The sequence below is a fragment of the Mycobacterium sp. ABE4_509 genome (assembly GCF_056160785.1).
Genome location: NZ_JBSWXU010000055.1, coordinates 1 through 17,346, shown reverse-complemented (window position 1 = coordinate 17,346; position 17,346 = coordinate 1). Strand labels below are relative to the sequence as shown.

Annotated in this window: 15 protein-coding genes and 1 tRNA gene; 9 read left to right on the top strand and 7 right to left on the bottom strand. The window is 68.4% G+C overall.

Annotation, left to right across the window (positions count from 1 at the left end; genetic code table 11):
* The first annotated feature begins 4 nt into the window (after window positions 1-4).
* Window positions 5-1,006: a GlxA family transcriptional regulator gene (locus ACXAID_RS13795; protein WP_475022780.1), complete on the top strand. Its 1,002-nt coding sequence runs from the start codon at window positions 5-7 to the stop codon at window positions 1,004-1,006.
* On the opposite strand, the gene ACXAID_RS13790 is transcribed toward ACXAID_RS13795, so the two are convergent.
* Entirely contained in the window at window positions 956-2,041 is a 1,086-nt protein-coding gene (locus ACXAID_RS13790) for a GlxA family transcriptional regulator (protein ID WP_475022779.1), read from the bottom strand. The two genes, ACXAID_RS13795 and ACXAID_RS13790, sit on opposite strands and share 51 nt — an antisense overlap.
* 234 nt (window positions 2,042-2,275) lie before the next feature.
* Here ACXAID_RS13790 and ACXAID_RS13785 point away from each other — a divergent pair, with 234 nt between their 5' ends.
* From ACXAID_RS13785 to ACXAID_RS13770, 4 genes are all read left to right on the top strand, one after another.
* Window positions 2,276-3,043, top strand: coding sequence for a VIT1/CCC1 transporter family protein (locus ACXAID_RS13785; RefSeq protein ID WP_475022778.1), 768 nt, complete (start codon window positions 2,276-2,278; stop codon window positions 3,041-3,043).
* Window positions 3,044-3,192: 149 nt separating this feature from the next.
* Window positions 3,193-4,098, top strand: a complete 906-nt coding sequence (locus tag ACXAID_RS13780) for a metal ABC transporter substrate-binding protein (protein WP_475022777.1) — start codon at window positions 3,193-3,195, stop codon at window positions 4,096-4,098.
* Window positions 4,095-4,841 carry a metal ABC transporter ATP-binding protein gene (locus ACXAID_RS13775; RefSeq protein WP_475022776.1) on the top strand — a complete coding sequence of 249 codons (747 nt, stop codon included), beginning with the start codon at window positions 4,095-4,097 and terminating at the stop codon, window positions 4,839-4,841. The genes ACXAID_RS13780 and ACXAID_RS13775 overlap by 4 nt, the downstream gene beginning before the upstream one ends.
* On the top strand, window positions 4,838-5,722 hold the full coding sequence (locus tag ACXAID_RS13770; protein WP_475022774.1) for a metal ABC transporter permease: 885 nt from the start codon (window positions 4,838-4,840) through the stop codon (window positions 5,720-5,722). The genes ACXAID_RS13775 and ACXAID_RS13770 overlap by 4 nt, the downstream gene beginning before the upstream one ends.
* On the opposite strand, the gene ACXAID_RS13765 is transcribed toward ACXAID_RS13770, so the two are convergent.
* A complete protein-coding gene (locus tag ACXAID_RS13765) occupies window positions 5,719-7,074 on the bottom strand; it encodes an ABC1 kinase family protein (protein ID WP_475022773.1) in 1,356 nt (451 codons plus the stop codon). The two genes, ACXAID_RS13770 and ACXAID_RS13765, sit on opposite strands and share 4 nt — an antisense overlap.
* 115 nt (window positions 7,075-7,189) lie before the next feature.
* On the opposite strand from ACXAID_RS13765, the gene ACXAID_RS13760 reads away from it, so the two are divergent.
* Window positions 7,190-7,393 carry a hypothetical protein gene (locus tag ACXAID_RS13760; RefSeq protein WP_475022772.1) on the top strand — a complete coding sequence of 68 codons (204 nt, stop codon included), beginning with the start codon at window positions 7,190-7,192 and terminating at the stop codon, window positions 7,391-7,393.
* A 387-nt stretch (window positions 7,394-7,780) separates the two neighbouring features.
* Here ACXAID_RS13760 and ACXAID_RS13755 read toward each other — a convergent pair.
* The 4 genes from ACXAID_RS13755 to ACXAID_RS13740 form a co-directional block, all read right to left on the bottom strand.
* Window positions 7,781-7,854 (bottom strand) — tRNA-Met (locus ACXAID_RS13755).
* Window positions 7,855-8,078: 224 nt separating this feature from the next.
* Complete coding sequence (locus ACXAID_RS13750; RefSeq protein WP_475022771.1) at window positions 8,079-8,699, bottom strand: hypothetical protein; 621 nt, start codon at window positions 8,697-8,699, stop codon at window positions 8,079-8,081.
* A 162-nt stretch (window positions 8,700-8,861) separates the two neighbouring features.
* A complete protein-coding gene (locus tag ACXAID_RS13745) occupies window positions 8,862-11,888 on the bottom strand; it encodes a UPF0182 family protein (RefSeq protein ID WP_475022770.1) in 3,027 nt (1,008 codons plus the stop codon).
* 95 nt (window positions 11,889-11,983) lie between these two features.
* Entirely contained in the window at window positions 11,984-13,006 is a 1,023-nt protein-coding gene (locus tag ACXAID_RS13740; RefSeq protein WP_475022769.1) for a YlbL family protein, read from the bottom strand.
* Between the two features lie 115 nt (window positions 13,007-13,121).
* Here ACXAID_RS13740 and ACXAID_RS13735 point away from each other — a divergent pair, with 115 nt between their 5' ends.
* Genes ACXAID_RS13735 through ACXAID_RS13725 form a run of 3 tightly spaced genes read left to right on the top strand, consistent with a single transcriptional unit; the run spans window position 13,122 to window position 16,814 of the window.
* Window positions 13,122-14,546 carry a zinc-dependent metalloprotease gene (locus tag ACXAID_RS13735; protein ID WP_475022768.1) on the top strand — a complete coding sequence of 475 codons (1,425 nt, stop codon included), beginning with the start codon at window positions 13,122-13,124 and terminating at the stop codon, window positions 14,544-14,546.
* A gap of 54 nt (window positions 14,547-14,600) precedes the next feature.
* Complete coding sequence (locus tag ACXAID_RS13730; protein ID WP_475022767.1) at window positions 14,601-15,434, top strand: cyclodehydratase; 834 nt, start codon at window positions 14,601-14,603, stop codon at window positions 15,432-15,434.
* Between the two features lie 42 nt (window positions 15,435-15,476).
* Window positions 15,477-16,814, top strand: coding sequence for a macrolide-binding ATPase MABP-1 (locus ACXAID_RS13725; RefSeq protein WP_475022766.1), 1,338 nt, complete (start codon window positions 15,477-15,479; stop codon window positions 16,812-16,814).
* Window positions 16,815-16,843: 29 nt separating this feature from the next.
* Here ACXAID_RS13725 and ACXAID_RS13720 read toward each other — a convergent pair whose 3' ends face one another.
* Window positions 16,844-17,119 (bottom strand): WhiB family transcriptional regulator, encoded by a 276-nt coding sequence (locus ACXAID_RS13720; protein WP_475022765.1) that lies wholly within the window; start codon window positions 17,117-17,119, stop codon window positions 16,844-16,846.
* Window positions 17,120-17,346 lie beyond the last annotated feature (227 nt).

Below are 17,346 nucleotides of genomic sequence, written 5' to 3'. Positions count from 1 at the left end.
CCAGATGTGTCACAACCGCCAACCACGGCGCATCGCGGTGTTGGTGTTCGACGGCGTTCGCACCCTCGATGTGACCGGACCGCTGGAGGTCTTCGACGTCGCCCGCTCGCTCGGGTGCGCCTACTCGGTCGCGCTCTATTCCTGCGGTGACTCGCAGACCGTCCAGTGCTCGTCGGGTCTGTCACTGCAGGCGCTCCCGGCCTCGGTGCTGGATCACGACGTCGACACACTGCTGGTACCTGGCGGCACCAGCCTGGTGACCGACGTTGTCCCCCAACAGTTGCAGCAGCTCATCCGGTCGCAGGCCTCCCGTTCACGGCGCGTCGCCTCGATCTGCGCCGGCTCGTTCGCGCTCGGCGCGGTAGGCCTGCTCGACGGCCGCCGCGCAACCACCCATTGGCGGCACCTGGACGCCTTCGCGGCGCGCCATCCGGCGACGACGATCGAGCGCGACTCGGTGTACACCCGCGACGGGGAGATCTGGACCTCCGCCGGGGTGGCAGCCGGCATCGACCTGGCATTGGCCCTGGTCGCCGATGATCACGGTTCCGATGTCGCGCAGGAGATCTCGAAAGAGATGGTGGTGCTCAGCCGAAGGCTGGAAGGACATCCGCAGATCTCGGTGTCGGCCCGTACGCCCCGGCCCAAGCATCCCGAGCTGGAGCGACTGATGGCGACCGTCAACGCCGACCCGGCAGGTCACTACGAGCTGGACACCGTGGCCGCCCGACTCGGTCTCAGTGCACGGCATCTGGCCAGGCTGTTCAAGGCACAGGCGGGAATGTCGCTGCGCGAGTATGTCTACGAGGTGCGGCTGGAGAACGCGGTCGGCCTGGTGCTCGCCGGGGAGTCGTTCCACGCCGCCGCTCAACGGAGCGGGCTGCGCTGGGGCGCCCGGGTACGCGACTACCTCACCGCGCACTGCGCACTGTCGGCCGGCGCACCGGAATCCGATCTACTGGTGGATCCCGGTGGTGCGGAAGCGGCTTCGATACAGGCCGGGTGACACCCCCAGGTTGCGGCGAAACGTGCGCCGCAACGTGTCCGAGGTGCCGAACCCGGTACGCCGCGCGACCGCGTCCTGGCTGTGGTCGCTGGTGGCGAGCAGGACCTTGGCGGCCTCCAGCCGGGCCTGCTCGACGAATCGGGCCGGCGTCATACCCACCTGGTCGCGGAACATCCGCACCAGATGTCGCTCGCTGACCACGGCACGCTCGGCCATCGATGCCGTCGAATGGTCGGCTCCCGGGTCGGCGATCACCGAATCAAGGACGTCGCGCAGCCCACCGGAGACCGGAAGGGCCGATTCGGCCCACACACTGAACTGCGCCTGGCCGCCGGGGCGCTGCAGGAACACCACCATCCAACGCGCCACCCGCCGAGCCACGTTCGGACCGTAGTCGCTTTCCACCAGCGCCAGCGCCAGGTCGATGCCCGCCGTTATGCCCGCCCCGGTGATGTAGCGCCCGTCCTGCACGAACAGCGAGTCCGGGTCCACGATGACGTCCGGATAGGTGCGCCCCAGGGTCTGACAGTGCGCCCAGTGTGTGGTCGCGCGCCGGCCGTCGAGCAGCCCGAGGGCCGCCAGCACGAAGGACCCGGTGCACACCGAGGCGACCCGGCGCGACCGTGGCGCGAGTTCGGCCACCATCTTCATCGCGTCGGGCACCGAGTCGGGTGTCGGCTCCTCGGGGATGTCGTGCAGGCCGGGGGTGAAGGTGAAGTCGGCCGGCACCCCGCCGGGCACCAGCAGGGTGTCGATCCGGGCCGGCAGGTCGGCCAGTGCGACGTCGACATCAAGCCGGGCATAGGCGGTCGTGCCGACCGACTCCCCGGTCGGCGATGCCAGCAACACCTCGTAGTTGGCCCCGAAATCGTTGGCCCGCGCGAATATCTCCAGCGGCGCGGCCACGTCCTGCAGGGTCACCTTGTTGTACAGCGCGAACACCACGGTGCGCGGGGCCGCCGCCGGGGAACCGGTCCACTGAGTGTCCGTCTCGGCCGCCGAGGCGGCACCGCCATGTCCGGAATCGTCGGCCATCTGTCCTGAATCGCCTTTCCCTGACCCCCGGCTCGACCTGCAGTGTCGTGAATCAGCGATGTTCTGATGCCGAGTTCGACGATGGTCTGGGCGCACACACCGGAGGCCACACGTCCCCGATCCGCTGACGACACCCGAACGGTAACCGAAATGCCTGGTCGATGTCTCGGGGAAGCCGTTAACACGGTGTTGCGGCACTCGATCGGCCCCATCCACCGTTGCGGCGCCACCGGTATGGCAAGGCTGATCTTGCTAGCCACACGCCGCCACGCTGGCTACCGTGACGCGGTGACCACCCCCGCACACCCGGCGGAGCCCCATACCGGCTCGATTTCGTCCAAACTCAACTGGTTACGGGCCGGCGTACTCGGCGCGAACGACGGCATCGTCTCCATCGCGGGCATCGTCGTCGGTGTGGCGGCGGCCACCGCCGAGCGCGGCCCGATCCTCACCGCCGGTATCGCCGGCCTGGCCGCCGGCGCCGTGTCGATGGCCCTGGGTGAATACGTCTCGGTCAGCACCCAGCGCGACACCGAGAAGGCGTTGTTGAGCAAGGAGCGTCGTGAACTGCGCGAGGATCCCGACGCCGAACTCGACGAGCTGACCGCGCTCTACGAGGAGAAGGGCCTGACGAGCGCGACCGCACGCACCGTGGCCGAGGAGCTGACCGCGCGCGACGCGTTCGCCGCGCACGCCGAGGTCGAACTGGGGATCAGCCCGGACGAGCTGACCAGCCCGTGGCAGGCCGCGCTGTCCTCGGCGCTGGCCTTCACCGTGGGAGCGCTGCTGCCCCTGATCGCCATCCTGCTGCCCCCGACCACCTGGCGGGTTCCCGTCACGGTGGTCGCGGTGCTGGCGGCGCTGGTGCTCACCGGCGCGGTGTCAGCGGCACTGGGCGGGGCGCCGAAACAACGCGCGGTGCTGCGCAACCTCGTCGGAGGCGGGCTTGCGCTCACCATCACCTACGCCATCGGCCATCTCGTCGGTGCCGCCATTGGCTGACGGCGACAGCTGTTCGTGGGGCATGCGGCTCCCGATCCGGCGCACCTTGCTGCCGGGAGCTTTCACCCCCTAATATTTCGGGTAGCCGAAACTTAATGGTTGGCGGGTCGAATATCGGAGGCACGGTGAGACGGGGCGGCAAGTGGTCGATGACCACCGGGTTGGCGATCGCCGCGGTCGCGACAGTCGTGGTCGGCTGTTCCGCCGACCGCGGCGCCGGCGACGGCGACCGGCCGATGGTCCTGACGACGTTCACCGTGCTGGCCGACATCGCGTCCAACGTCGCCGGCGAGCATCTGACGGTGGAATCGATCACCAAGCCGGGTGCCGAGATTCACGGCTATGAACCCACCCCGGGCGACATCAGGAAAGCCGCCGACGCTGACCTCATCCTCGACAACGGGCTGAACCTCGAGGCGTGGTTCGCCCAGTTCGTCGACGGCCTCGACATACCGCATGTGGTGGTCAGCGACGGTGTCCAACCGCTCGACATCGCCGAAGACTCCTATGCCGGCATGCCGAACCCGCACGCCTGGATGTCACCGCTTAACGTGCAGGTCTATGCCGACAACATGGCCGAGGCCTTCGCCGAACTCGACCCCGAGCACGCGCAGGACTACCGCGACAACGCCGCGGCCTACCGCGCCGAACTCCAACAGGTCCAGGATGAGCTCGTGACGCGGCTCGACGCGCTACCGGCCACCCAGCGAGCATTGGTGACCTGCGAGGGAGCCTTTTCCTACCTGGCCCGCGATGCCGGGCTGACCGAGAAGTACATCTGGGCGGTCAACGCCGAACAACAAGCCACCCCCCAGCAGATCGCCTCGGCCATCGACTTCGTCGAGACCAACGACGTACCCGCGGTGTTCTGTGAATCCACCGTCTCCGACGCCCCGATGCAGCGCGTCGTGGAAGCCTCCGGCGCCCGATTCGGCGGGGTGCTGTTCGTGGACTCGCTCTCCGAAGCCGACGGGCCGGTCCCGACCTACCTGGATCTGATCCGGCACGACGCCACCACCATCGCGACCGCCCTGACCGCCGACCACTCCTCGTGAGAGTCCCAGCGCTGCAGGTTGATTCGGTCACCGTGCACTACGGATCCGTGCTCGCCCTGCGCGACGCCACCGTGACGCTGCACTCCGGCCGGGTCTGCGGGTTGGTCGGCATGAACGGCTCCGGGAAATCGACCTTGTTCAAAGCGATCATGGGGCTGGTACGGCCCGAGACCGGCAGCGTACGCATCCACGGCTCGAGCACCGCAGCAGCGCGCAAGGCCGGGCTCGTCGGGTACATGCCGCAGAGTGAGGCCATCGACTGGGCGTTCCCTCTCACGGTGCGCGATGTCGTGCTCACCGGCCGCTACGGACACATGGGCCCCTCCCGGCGTGCCCGCGCGGCCGACCACGAGGCCGCCGACGACGCACTGACGCGGGTCGAACTGCTCGACTACCAGCACCGCCAGATCGGCCAGCTCTCCGGCGGCCAACGAAAACGCGCATTCCTGGCCCGCTGCATCGCCCAGGGCGCTGACCTGCTGCTGCTCGACGAACCTTTCGCCGGCGTCGACAAACGCAGCGAAGCCACCATCAGCGCCCTGCTGCGCGACCTCGCCGGCCGCGGCGCCACGATCCTGGTGTCGACCCACGACCTGCACGCCCTACCCCGACTCGCCGACGAAGCGGTCCTACTGATGCGCACCGTGTTACTGCACGACGAACCCGACACCGTACTGCAGCCCCAGAACCTGGCCCGCGCCTTCGGACTCGACGCCTTCGGCGACGCCCCGGAGCAGCCATGAATGTCCTCGAGTTCCTCGCCGAACCCTTGCGGCTGGAGTTCATGGTGCGCGCCACCGCCACCACCCTGATCGCCTCGATCGTGTGCGCCACCCTGTCCTGCTGGCTGGTGCTCATCGGCTGGTCGCTGATGGGGGACGCCGTTTCGCACGCCGTGCTGCCCGGTGTCGTCCTGGCCTACATCGTCGGTGCACCATTCGCCCTGGGCGCCATCGTGTTCGGCATCGCCGCCGTCGCACTCATCGGACTCGTCCGCGACACCAGCCGCACCAAGGAGGACGCCGCCATCGGTGTCGTCTTCAGCACCCTGTTCGCCCTGGGGCTGGTACTCATCTCGGTGACACCGAGCCAGGTCGACCTGAACCACATCATCTTCGGCAACCTGCTGGGTGTCTCAGACTCCGACCTGATCCAGGTCGCGACCCTCGGCGCGCTGGTCATGGCGGTGCTGATCTACAAACGCCGCGACTTCACCCTCTACGCCTTCGATCCCAGCCACGCCCACGCCATCGGCCTCAACCCGCGGATACTCAGCGCCGCCCTACTCGGCCTGCTCGCCCTCACCGCCGTGGTGGCACTGCAGGCCGTCGGCGTCGTGCTCGTCGTCGCCCTCCTGATCACCCCCGGGGCCACCGCCTACCTACTCACCGACCGCTTCAACCGGATGCTGATCATCGCGCCCGCCCTGGCCGCTGCCTGCGCACTGGTCGGCCTCTACGCCAGCTACTACCTCGACACCGCATCCGGTCCGATGGTCGTGCTGGCCAACGGCGCGGCGTTCGCCCTGACCTACCTGCTGAGCCCCCGCCACGGCCTGCTCGTTTCACGCGTGCGCCGATCCCGGCGATCTGCACAGGCCGGTCAGGAACACCGGCTGGACTAACCTGGCCGCTGCGGCAGCCTCAGGCCGCGCTCGGCCACCCACGCATGGTGTCGCCGCCCCATCTCGGTGGTCGGTTCGACGACACCGTCGGTGTCGTCGACGATCGAACGCACCGGCAGCGTGGCATTCAGTGTGGCGCAGATGTTGACCATGCTGAGTTGCTGCCGACCGGTGAAGGCAGCCACCCGGGGGTAGCTCACGCGCGACATCGCATGGCCGGCGTCCCGTAGCGCGGACAGGCTGCGCAGCACCCGCGCCTGGGTCTGGGGCGTGTAGGTCACCGGCTGTGGGCCGAGTGCATCGCACATCAGCTCACCCGCCCACTGGTGAAGCTCTTCGGCCGTCATGGTCGGGTCCGCATCGAGGAATCCCGCACGTGCGGCCAGGGAGCGCATGTCGGCGGTCCGTCCCTCCATGACGGCGCGAAGCATCTGGAACCACACCCAACGTTCCTCGTCGGAGAAGACCTGCACGCAGCCGAAATCCAGAAAACCGACCGATCCGTCGGGGAAGAACCGGAAGTTGGCCGGGTGCGGATCCCCGTGCATCATGTTCGACAGCCGGATGTTGGTGTGCATGAACCGTGTGATCGCCTCTGCCCAGGTGTTCTTCAGGTCCTGGTCGGCGTGTCGGGCCTGAGTCCAGTCCGCTCCGCCGAGAAACGTCATGGTCAGCACCTGACCCGCGGATGCTTCGGAGACCACCTGGGGGATACGGAAATACGGGTGACCCCGGTACAGCTCGCCGAAGGCGTTGATGGTGGCGGCTTCATGCCGGTAGTCGATTTCTTCGGCGATGCGCGCGGCCGCCTCGCGTGCCAGGGCGCGGATATCAGAGCGCACGGCGGTGGCCGCACGCACCATCTGCAGGAATGTCACCAGCAGTTCGGCATTGGCCAGGTCATCGCGGATGGCGCGGGCGACCCCCGGATACTGCACCTTCACCGCGACCTCGCGGCCGTCACGCAAGACCGCCCGGTGCACCTGCCCGATCGAGGCGGAAGCCACTGGCGCCTCATCGAACTCGACGAACCTTCCGGCTTCGGCGCCGAGTTCGGAATCCAGGATTCGCCGCACCAGTGGCGGGTCCATCACCGGAACCTCGGACTGCACCCGGCCCAGCGCTTCCAGGTAGGGGCCGAAACCCCCACCGCCCCAGTCCTCGTTGTCGGCCATCGACAGGATCTGGGCGGCCTTCATCAGCACTCCGCGCGAGCGGCCGAGCAATTCGGCATAGCGCGCAGCGGATCGGTGATGAAACCGCTCGACGGCACCATCGCGGCCCGCCTGCTCCTGCAACCCGGCCACCACGCGCCCGCAGGCAGCTCGCGCCGTCAGGCCCGCCAACGGCATCGTGCGCCGGATCCGGCCGCACGGAACCCCACGATCCCGACTTGCCACAGCATCTCCCGATCGGCGAGGCCGAAAAGTATCCTCGCCAGACTAAGCGAACAGTTAGGTCGGCTCAATGTCTACGCAGACGCCGGGGACCGCTTCCGCACATCATTCCGGCCTCCTGCAGCGCTGGAACGCGCTGCTGGCTCCCGGGTCGACCCCCACCGCCGAGGTCGTTGCCACCGGCAGGGCGCTGCTGGCGTCCTGGGCGCAGCCGCACCGCCGCTACCACACCGTGACCCACCTCCAGGACGTGCTCGACCGGGTCGACGAATAATCCTGCTACGCCGACGATCTGGACGCCGTACGACTGCGGCCTGGTGCCACGACGCCGTACTCCCACCTCGCCGACGACGTCTTCCGTGCCGGACGCAAGCAGATCCTGGAGAAGCTGCTCTCCCCAGGTAAGACGCTGTATCGAACCTGCTATGCACGTCGCCGCTGGGAAGCCGCCGCCACCGCGAACCTGACTACAGAACTGGACACTCTCACCGCAACGATGCCCCACGAAGCGCCCGATGCCGACCGAGGCGGCGGCACTGCGGCCGGATCCGACGGGCAGTCATGATCGTCGCCGGTCGACGCTCTCATCTCGGGTCACAACCGCGAGCTCGAGTCCATGAGAACGGCCCCCGGACTTGCGTCCGGGGGCCGTTCTACCTAGTAGCGGGGACAGGATTCGAACCTGCGACCTCTGGGTTATGAGCCCAGCGAGCTACCGAGCTGCTCCACCCCGCGTCGGGTGAACGCTAGGTTACCGAAGGCGTGGGCAGCGCTCCAAATCGCCTGCTCAAACGTGCGCGGCCAGTGCGGAAACCTGCTGACGTGGGGCTTTGTCCGGTACTCCGGCCGAATTCACCTGCACTCGCAACAACGTGAGGTAGATCTCAGCCCGACTCCTTGCGATTTCGGCGTGTCCAGTCGCGGTATGCGCGACCGGTCACGCCGAAATCGCTCGGGAACTACGCCATCTCGGGCACCCGCAGATGTGCCAGCACCAGGTCGAACTCGCATTCGTCGAGAATCTCGGCGCCGGTGTCGCGGGTGGTGGCCACCTTTATCGCGTCAGACGCTATCCGGCTGCGTTTCATCGTCTCGGCACTGTCGAATGTCACCGACGCGACGCCGAACCCGGAGCCGCGGTCGACCAGCAGACTGGCGCTGCAGAATCCGTCCAGTTCCTCCAGCGCCGGTATGGTGCCCATCCGAAAACCGTCGATGGCACGGTCAGCCGAATCAGGCTCGACGCGCGCCCAGGTGACCCGCACACCGGCACCCGGTCCCGTGTGGTGGATGCGGTGCAGGGCGGCGATCTCCCACTCGTCGACGGTGGGGCTGCCACCGAGGATCTGGGCGGCGCGCTCCCGCAACTCGTGGGTGGGCCGCCGACTGGCGTTCATCGCCTCCGCGCTCTGCCAGGCCGTGGTCGCGATGCACCGCCCGCTCAACCGGTCCACCAACAGGGACAGGCCTACATAGCCGTCCAGACCGGACAACGCCGGCCACACCGTGTCGTGGATGTAGCTGATCCCCGCGTCGAGCGCTGCGGGCCGTGCGTGAATGGTCGAACTGCGTGCATACATGCTCTGCCTCCATGGTCGGCGGCAGCGTCCCGGCGGCGCTGCCGGACCCTTCCCATGGTCCTCCTCCGCCGGCCGTGGGGCAATGGCCCGCCGACGGTCAACGCACCACCTCCGTCCCGGCCACCGTGCCCTGCGGGGCCGGCGGCCGGGTTACGACGAGTGTCAGTCCGCGGACTGGTAGTCGTTCATCGCGTCGTCGAGGCGTTGCAGCGCCTCGCCGTACTGCGCGAAGTCACCGGATTGCTGGGCATCGCGCACCGCATCCAGTGCCGAGTTGACCTCCTGCAGCGCCGCGGACTTGGCCGCCGACAACTCCTTCGGGCCGCTCGGCACCGCTGCCTCCGGCGCCTGGGTCGCGGGTGCCTGCGGCGCCTGCTGACCACTGTTCGACGACGGGGGCGAGGCCTGCGCGGTCCGATCACCCGACGGCTGGGCCTCCGGCAGCGACCCCTCCGGCGGGGCGTTCGTCGGCGCCGGCCCGGTCGCGGTGGCGTCGGCGCCGCGGCCGAACAGGTCGGTCAGCGCGTCACGCACAGTCGGGCCGAACCCGATCTTGTCGTTGTACATCATCGCGACGCGGATCAGGCGCGGATACGACGACGCCGCATCGCTGGTGCCCGGCGAGGCGTACACCGGCGCCACATACAGCAGTCCGCCGTCACCCATCGGCAGCGTCAGCAGGTTGCCCCAGCGGATGCGGTTCTGGCCGTCGCGGCCGATCAGGCCGAGCTCCTGGGACACCGTGGTGTCGGTGCTGATCGCGTTGAATGCCAGCTTCGGGCCGTTGACCTGCCCCGGAATGGTCAACACCGTGAGCGCGCCGTAGGTTTCGGGATCTGAACTGGCGCTGATGTAGGCCGCCAGGAAGTCTCGCTGGAACCGGTTCATCGCGCTGGTCAGCTGGAACGACGCCTGCCTGTTGTTCTCGGCGAGGTCCTTGGCCACGATGTAGTACGGCGGCTGGTAGCTGCTGGCAGTCGGGTTCGGATCCAGCGGCACATCCCAGAAGTCCGAGGTCGAGAAGAACGTCACCGGGTCGTCGACGTGGTACTTGGCCAGCAGCGCGCGCTGCACCTTGAACAGGTCCTCGGGGTAGCGCAGGTGCTCCTGCAGTTCGGGGCTGATGTCGCTCTTGGGCTGCACCGTCCCCGGGAACACCTTCATCCACGCCTGCAGCACCGGGTCGCTCTCGTCCTGGGCATACAGCGTGACGGTGCCGTCGTAGGCGTCCACGGTCGCCTTGACCGAGTTGCGGATGTAGGACACCTGCTTGTCGGGCTGCAATCGGTTGAGCGCCACCTCGTTGGAGTCCGTCGTCGCGGTCGACAGGGTCATCTGCTGGGAGTACGGGTAGTTGTCCAACGTGGTGTAGCCGTCGATGATCCAGACGATCCGCTCGTTGACGATCGCCGGGTACATCGCGGTGTCGGTGGTCAGCCACGGCGCCACCGCCTCCACCCGGTCAGCCGGGTTGCGCTTGAACAGGATCTTACTGTTCTCCCCGATCACGTTGGAGAACAGGAAATTCCGCTCGGCGTACTTGGCGGCGAACAGGCTGCGGGTGAGCATGTTGCCGATGTCCACACCACCGCTGCCGGTGTAGGTGTAGTTGCGGGTCGCGACATTGGTCTCGTAGTCGTACTCGCGCGGGGCACCGTTCTCACCGACGATGGCGTAGTCGGCCGAGGTGTCGGAGATGACCGGACCGAAGTAGATCCGCGGCTGGCTCAGCGGAGCCGGCCCGGGCGAGATGACCTCACCGTCGGCACCCACCACGCTGGCCAGGAACTCCGGATATCCACCGTTCTGGTTGGGATCGTTGGCCACCCCGCGCACCGTGTTGGCCGGGGAGGCGATGAACCCGTTGCCGTGGGTGTAGACGGTGTGCCGGTTGATCCAGTCGCGCTGGTTGTCGATCAAGCGGTCCGGGTTGAGCTCACGGGCGGCCACCACGAAGTCGCGCAGGTTGCCGTCGGCGTCGCGGTAGCGGTCCATGTTCAGCCGGTCGGGGAAGTAGTAGAAGTTCTTGCCCTGCTGGAACTGGGTGAACGCCGGGCTGACGATGTTGGGGTCGAGCACCCGGATGTTCGAGGTCGTCGCGCGGTCGGCGGCCACCTGCTGAGCCGTCGCCGGCGCGTCACCGGGATAGTCGCGGTAGGTGACGTGCTCGTCGGTCAGGCCGTAGGCCTGCCTGGTCGCGGTGATGCTGCGGCCGATGTATTCGCTTTCCTTCTGCGCGGCGTTCGGCCGCACACTGATCTGCTCGACCACCAGCGGCCAGCCGGCCCCCACGACCAGCGACGACAGCAGCAGCAGCACCACCCCGATCGCCGGGATGCGCAGGTCGCGCAGGAAGATCGCGGAGAAGACGGCGACAGCGCAGATGACCGCGATCGCCATCAGGATCAGCTTGGCCGGCAGCACCGCGTTGATGTCGGTGTAGCCGGCGCCGGTGAACGGCTTACCGCCGCGGGTGTGGCTGAGCAGTTCGTAGCGGTCCAGCCAGTAGGCCACCGCCTTGAGCAGCACGAACGTGCCGACCAGCGAGATGAGCTGAATGCGGGCCGCCTTGCTGACCGCGCCGGTGCGCCCGGAGAGCCGGATACCGCCGAACAGGTAGTGGCCCAACAGGTTCGCGATGAACGCCAGGAACGTCGCCACCAGCAGATACGACAGCACCAGCCGGTAGAACGGCAGGTCGAACGCGTAGAAGCCGAGATCGATGCCGAACTGCGGATCGGTGACGCCGAACTCCCCCCCGTGCAGGAACAGCTGCACCCGGTCCCAGTAGCTCTGGGCCACGAAGCCGGACATCACGCCGACGAACGCGGGCACCCCGATGCCGACCAGGCGCACCCGCGACATCACCGCGGTGCGGTACCGGGCGACCGGGTCGTTGGGCCCGGCCGTGGGGACGAACACCGGACGGGTCCGGTAGGCCAGTGCCAGCGCGGCGAACACCACGCCGCCGATCACCAGCGTGACGGCCAGGAAGATGACCAACCGGGTCACCACCTGGGTGGTGAACACCGACCGATACCCCAGCTCGCCGAACCACAACCAGTCGACATAGGTGTCGACGAACCGTGGCCCGATCAGCAACAACAAGACGGCGGCCACCGCGACCGCGATCCAGACCCGACTTCGTCGGGTCAGCTTCGGCATTTTCGCCGCGGGCCGCATACCCACTAGAGCACTCCAGTCTCGAACATTCCCAGCAGTTGTTCATTCCCAGCAGTTGTTCAGGTGGACCCAACTCTACGCATCCACGTTTCGTCGGTTCGCTAGCAGCGTGGAGGTTCGCCACCAGCGGAAAGCACCCGCATCGAATCTATCGCCTGCTCCAGGGTCTCCACCTTGAGCAGGTCGATGCCGTCAGCCTCGGCGGTCCTGGCTTCATCACAGTTCTCGGCGGGGACCAGGAACACCGTCGCGCCGGCCTCCTCGGCGGCCACGATCTTGTGGGTGATGCCGCCGATCGAGCCCACCACGCCGTCGCCGCTGATGGTGCCGGTGCCGGCGACGAACTTCGACCCGTTCAGATCGCCGGTGGTCAGCTTGTCGACGACGGCCAGGCTGAACATCAGCCCCGCCGACGGCCCACCGATGTTGGCCAGATTGAAGTCGACGGTGAACGGCGCCCACGGCGCGTCGAGCACATTGACGCCCATGAAGCCCTGCTCCCCTTCGGGATGCTCGGCGAGGGTGATCTCGGTGGTACCGGCCGGTTCGTTCTTGCGCCGGTAGTCCACCACGATGGTGTCGCCAGGCCGGGTGTCCTTCAGCAGCGCCTGGAACTCCTCCAGGTCGGCCACCGGGGTGTTGTTCACCCCGTCGATGGCGTCACCGGACTGCAGCTTGCCCTTCGACGGCCCGTCCTCGTCGATGCTCTCCACGGTGATCGCCATCGGGTACTTCAGATAGTGCAACGCGGCGTATTCGGCGCTGTCCTCCGACTCGCGGAAGTCGCGGCTGTTGGCCTCCTCGACCTCTTCGCGGCTGCGGTCGGGCGGGTAGACCAGGTCGCGCGGCACCAGCTGGTCACGCCCGGACGCCCAGAACACCAGGGCCTGGAGCAGCGAGAGCTGGTCGCGCTGCGACACCGTGGTCATGTTGAGGTGCCCGCTGGTGGGGTGGACCACGGTGCCCTCGATGTCGACGACCTCCTTGCCGTCGACCTCCCCGAGCGTGTTGAACGTCGGGCCCGGCCCCAGCGCCACATAGGGCACCGTCACCAACCACAGCAGCACGCCGAAGATCACGATCGGCACCAGCGCCACGGTCAGCGTCGAAATCCGCCTGTTCACGCCGCCCACAGTAAAGGTTCACCCGGGCGCGCCCCGATCCGGCGAGCCCGTGCGCTGCCCCGTTGCCCGCGGTTCACTCAGAGCGTGACCCGCGGGCCCGCGAGTCCGCGCGGCGGTGAGTACCGTTGGGGATATGGCTGACCTGCCTTTCGGCTTTTCGTCCGGGGACGACCCCGAGCGCGACAAACGCAAGAAGGATCCCGACTCGGGCTCCGGTCCGACCGGCGATCCGTTCGGGGCCGGTTTCGGTTCCGGCGAGTTCGACATGTCGCAGCTGGGACAGATCTTCTCCAAGCTCGGCGAGATGTTCAGCGGAGCCGGCGGCGCGATGGCGTCCGGCACGTCATCCGGCCCGGTCAACTACGACCTGGCCCGGCAGCTGGCATCCAATTCGATCGGGTTCGTCGCCCCTGTCCCGCAGAAGACGACCGACGCGATCGCCGACGCGGTCCGGCTGGCCGAGACGTGGCTGGACGGGGCCACCCCGCTGCCCGCCGGCACCAGCACCGCTGTGGCGTGGACGCCCACCGACTGGATCGACAACACCCTGCAGACCTGGAAGCGGTTGTGCGATCCGGTCGCCGAGCAGCTCTCGGCGGTGTGGGCCGAGGCGCTGCCCGAGGAGGCCAAGGCGATGGCCGGGCCGCTGCTGTCGATGATGTCGCAGATGGGCGGCATGGCCTTCGGCTCGCAGCTGGGCCAGGCGCTGGGCACGCTGTCCAAAGAGGTGTTGACCTCCACCGACATCGGGCTGCCGCTGGGCCCCAAGGGTGTCGCCGCGTTGATGCCCGACGCGATCGAGACGCTGGCCGAGGGACTCGAGCAGCCGCGCAGCGAGATCGTCATGTTCCTGGCCGCCCGCGAGGCCGCCCATCACCGGTTGTTCTCCCACGTTCCGTGGCTGTCGGCCCAGTTGCTCAACGCGGTCGAGGCGTTCGCCAAGGGCACCAAGATCGACATGAGCGGCATCGAGGAGTTCGCCCGCGGCTTCAACCCGGCCTCGCTGTCCGACCCCTCCGCGATGGAGAACCTGCTCAACCAGGGCATCTTCGAGCCGAAGGCCACCCCGGAGCAGACCGCGGCGCTGGAGCGGCTGGAAACGCTGCTGGCGCTGATCGAAGGATGGGTGCAGACGGTGGTGTCGGCGGCGCTGGGCGACCGGATCCCGGGTGCCTCGGCGCTGAGCGAGACGCTGCGCCGGCGCCGCGCCACCGGCGGACCCGCCGAGCAGACGTTCGCCACCCTGGTCGGCCTCGAGCTGCGGCCCCGCAAGATGCGCGAGGCCGCCCAACTGTGGGAGCGGCTGACCGACGCGGTCGGCCCGGATGCCCGCGACGGGGTGTGGCAGCACCCCGATCTGCTGCCGGAGTCCTCGGACCTCGACGAACCGGCCGGCTTCATCGACCGCATCGTCGGCGGCGACACCAGCGGCATCGACAGCGAGCTCGAAGAGGCGATCTCCGACCTCGAGCGCGACATCCAGCGCGGCCCCGACGACAGCGAGGGCACCGACGGCCCCGACAAGCCCCGGGATGCCTGACCGCGCCTGTGGATAACTCGGCCCGGTGACCGCGCGGCGTGACACCGTCGAGGAGTGACGCGATACGCGCTGAACCCGGCCACCCCGGTGTTGTCCCGCCCGGACGGCACCGTGCAGGTCGGGTGGGATCCCCGCCGCGCCGTCATCGTCCAGCCGCCACCGCAGTTGTCCGCGGCCGTCCTCGCCGGCCTGCTGCGCACCCTGCAGGGCGCAGCGACGGTCCCCGACCTGCTCACCTCCGGCATCGACGCCGCCGTGGTGACCGGCCTGCTCACCCATCTGATCGACCGCGGCCTGGTCGCCGCGGTTCCCGCCGACCCGCCGGCCACCCGGTCGGCGGCCGTCCGGGTGCACGGCGACGGTCCGCTGACCGATCTGGTCATCTCGGCGCTGCGCTGCTCCGGGGCGCGGATCAGCCACACCGTGCGCACCCATGCCTCGGCGGCCGCCGCCGACCTGGCCGTGCTGACCGACTATCTGGTGGCCGATCCGCGGGTGGTGCGCGACCTGCACGACGCCGGGGTCGCGCATCTGGCGGTGCGGGTGCGTGACGGCATCGGGTTGGTCGGTCCGCTGGTCATCCCCGGCACGACGAGCTGTTTGCGCTGCGCTGATCTGCACCGCAGCGATCGTGATCCGGCCTGGCCCGCGATCGCGACGCAACTGTGCCGCACCGTGGGCAGTGCCGACCGGGCGACGATCCTGGGCACCGCCGCGCTGGCGCTGCGCGAGGTCCACCACGTTCTGCGCGTTCTGCCCGGCCCGGCCGCCCCCGGGACTGTCCCGGCGGCCCCGCCGTCCACCGTGGACACCACGCTGGAATTCGACGTCGGCGCCGGATCGGTCACCGCGCGGCGGTGGACCCGCCACCCCGACTGCTCGTGTTGACATCATGCGTTGCCAACTGGTTGGTGGAAATTCAGCGCGGTCGTGGATGATGGTCTGGTGAGCGATATCAAGCGGGGGCGCGCCGCACGCAACGCCAAGCTGGCAACGCTGCCGGTCGGGATGGCCGGGCGCGCCGCAATGGGCTTTGGTAAACGGCTGACCGGCAAGTCGAAAGACGAGGTCAACGCCGAGCTGATGGACCGCGCCGCCCAGCAACTGTTCACCGTCCTCGGTGAACTCAAGGGTGGCGCGATGAAGGTCGGCCAGGCGCTGTCGGTGATGGAGGCCGCCATCCCCGAGCAGTACGGCAAGCCGTACCGGGAGGCGCTGACCAAGCTGCAGCGCGAGGCGCCGCCGCTGCCCGCGGCCAAGGTGCACCGGGTTCTGGCCGCCCAGCTGGGCACCAAATGGCGTGACCGGTTCGCCTCGTTCGACGACAAGTCGGTCGCCTCGGCCAGCATCGGGCAGGTCCACAAGGCGGTGTGGGCCGACGGCCGCGAGGTCGCGGTCAAGATCCAGTACCCCGGCGCCGACGAGGCGCTGCGCGCCGACCTCAAGACCATGCAACGCATGGTCGGCGTGCTCCGGCAGCTGTCCCCCGGCGCCGACGTGCAGGGCGTGGTGGACGAACTGATCCAGCGCACCGAAATGGAGCTGGACTACCGGCTCGAAGCCGACAACCAGCGCGCCTTCGCCAAGGCCTACGACGGTGACCCGCACTTCGTGATCCCGCACGTGGTGGCCAGCGCACCCAAGGTCGTCATCCAGGAGTGGATCGAAGGCGTTCCGCTGTCGCACATCATCCGCGAAGGCACCCAGGAGCAGCGCGACCTGATGGCCACCCGGCTCTTCGAGTTCTGCGACGACGCCCCCCAGCGGCTGGAGATGGTGCACGGCGACGCCCATCCGGGGAACTTCATGCTGTTGCCCGGCGACAAGATGGGCGTCATCGACTTCGGCGCCGTCGCACCGATGCCCGGCGGCTGGCCGGTCGAACTGGGCCAGATCCTGCGCTACGCCGTCGACAAGAACTACGACAAGCTGCTGCCCACCATGGAGAAGGTCGGTTTCATCCAGAAGGGCCAGCAGGTCTCCACCCGCGAGATCGACGACATGCTCAAGCAGTACGTCGAACCGCTGGAGGTGCCGGTGTTCCACTACCGCCGGTCATGGCTGCAGAAGATGACCGCTGTCGAACTCGACCGCGCTGCCGGCCAGCTGCGGGCCGCCCGGCAGATGGACATCCCGCCGAAGTTGGCGATCCCCATGCGGGTGATCGCGTCGATCGTCGCGATCTCCTGCCAGCTCGATGCGCATGTGCCCACCCGGCGGATCGCCGAGGAGCTGGTGCCCGGGTTCGCCGACCCCGACAACAGCTGAGCCGCAGACCCCGGCCGCCGGCGTGACGATCACGCGGCGACCGGGTCCTTGGCGTCCTTTCGGGGTCGCCCACGCGGGCGTTTGCGGGCGATGACGGCGCCGCGATCGAGGATCTCGCCGCCCCACACGCCCCACGGTTCGGCGCGCTCGAGCGCGGCGTTGAGGCATTCCTGCCGGATCGGGCACTGCGCACACAAGTCCTTGGCACGTTCGAGGTCACGCGGATCGTCGGCGAACCACAGATCGGGGTCCTCGACATGACACGGCACCGCCAGCTTCGTTCCCTCGCATGTCAGGGCAGACATGTCCAGTCCTCTGCTTCCTGGTCGTTGATCGGATATCGGCCATCTGAGTGGTGATGGATCTGCGACCAGGTGTTTCGCGGAAGTTCTCAGTCCGGAAAGACGAAGGCCACGGATCCGGGGATTGCGGGTCCGTGGCCTGGGTGGCGGTAGGGGCTGCGGCTAGTGAAAGCCCCTGACGGACGCGGCAATCGTCGCGGCGGCGGCGCGGCGCTTGCGCTGCGCCGGCG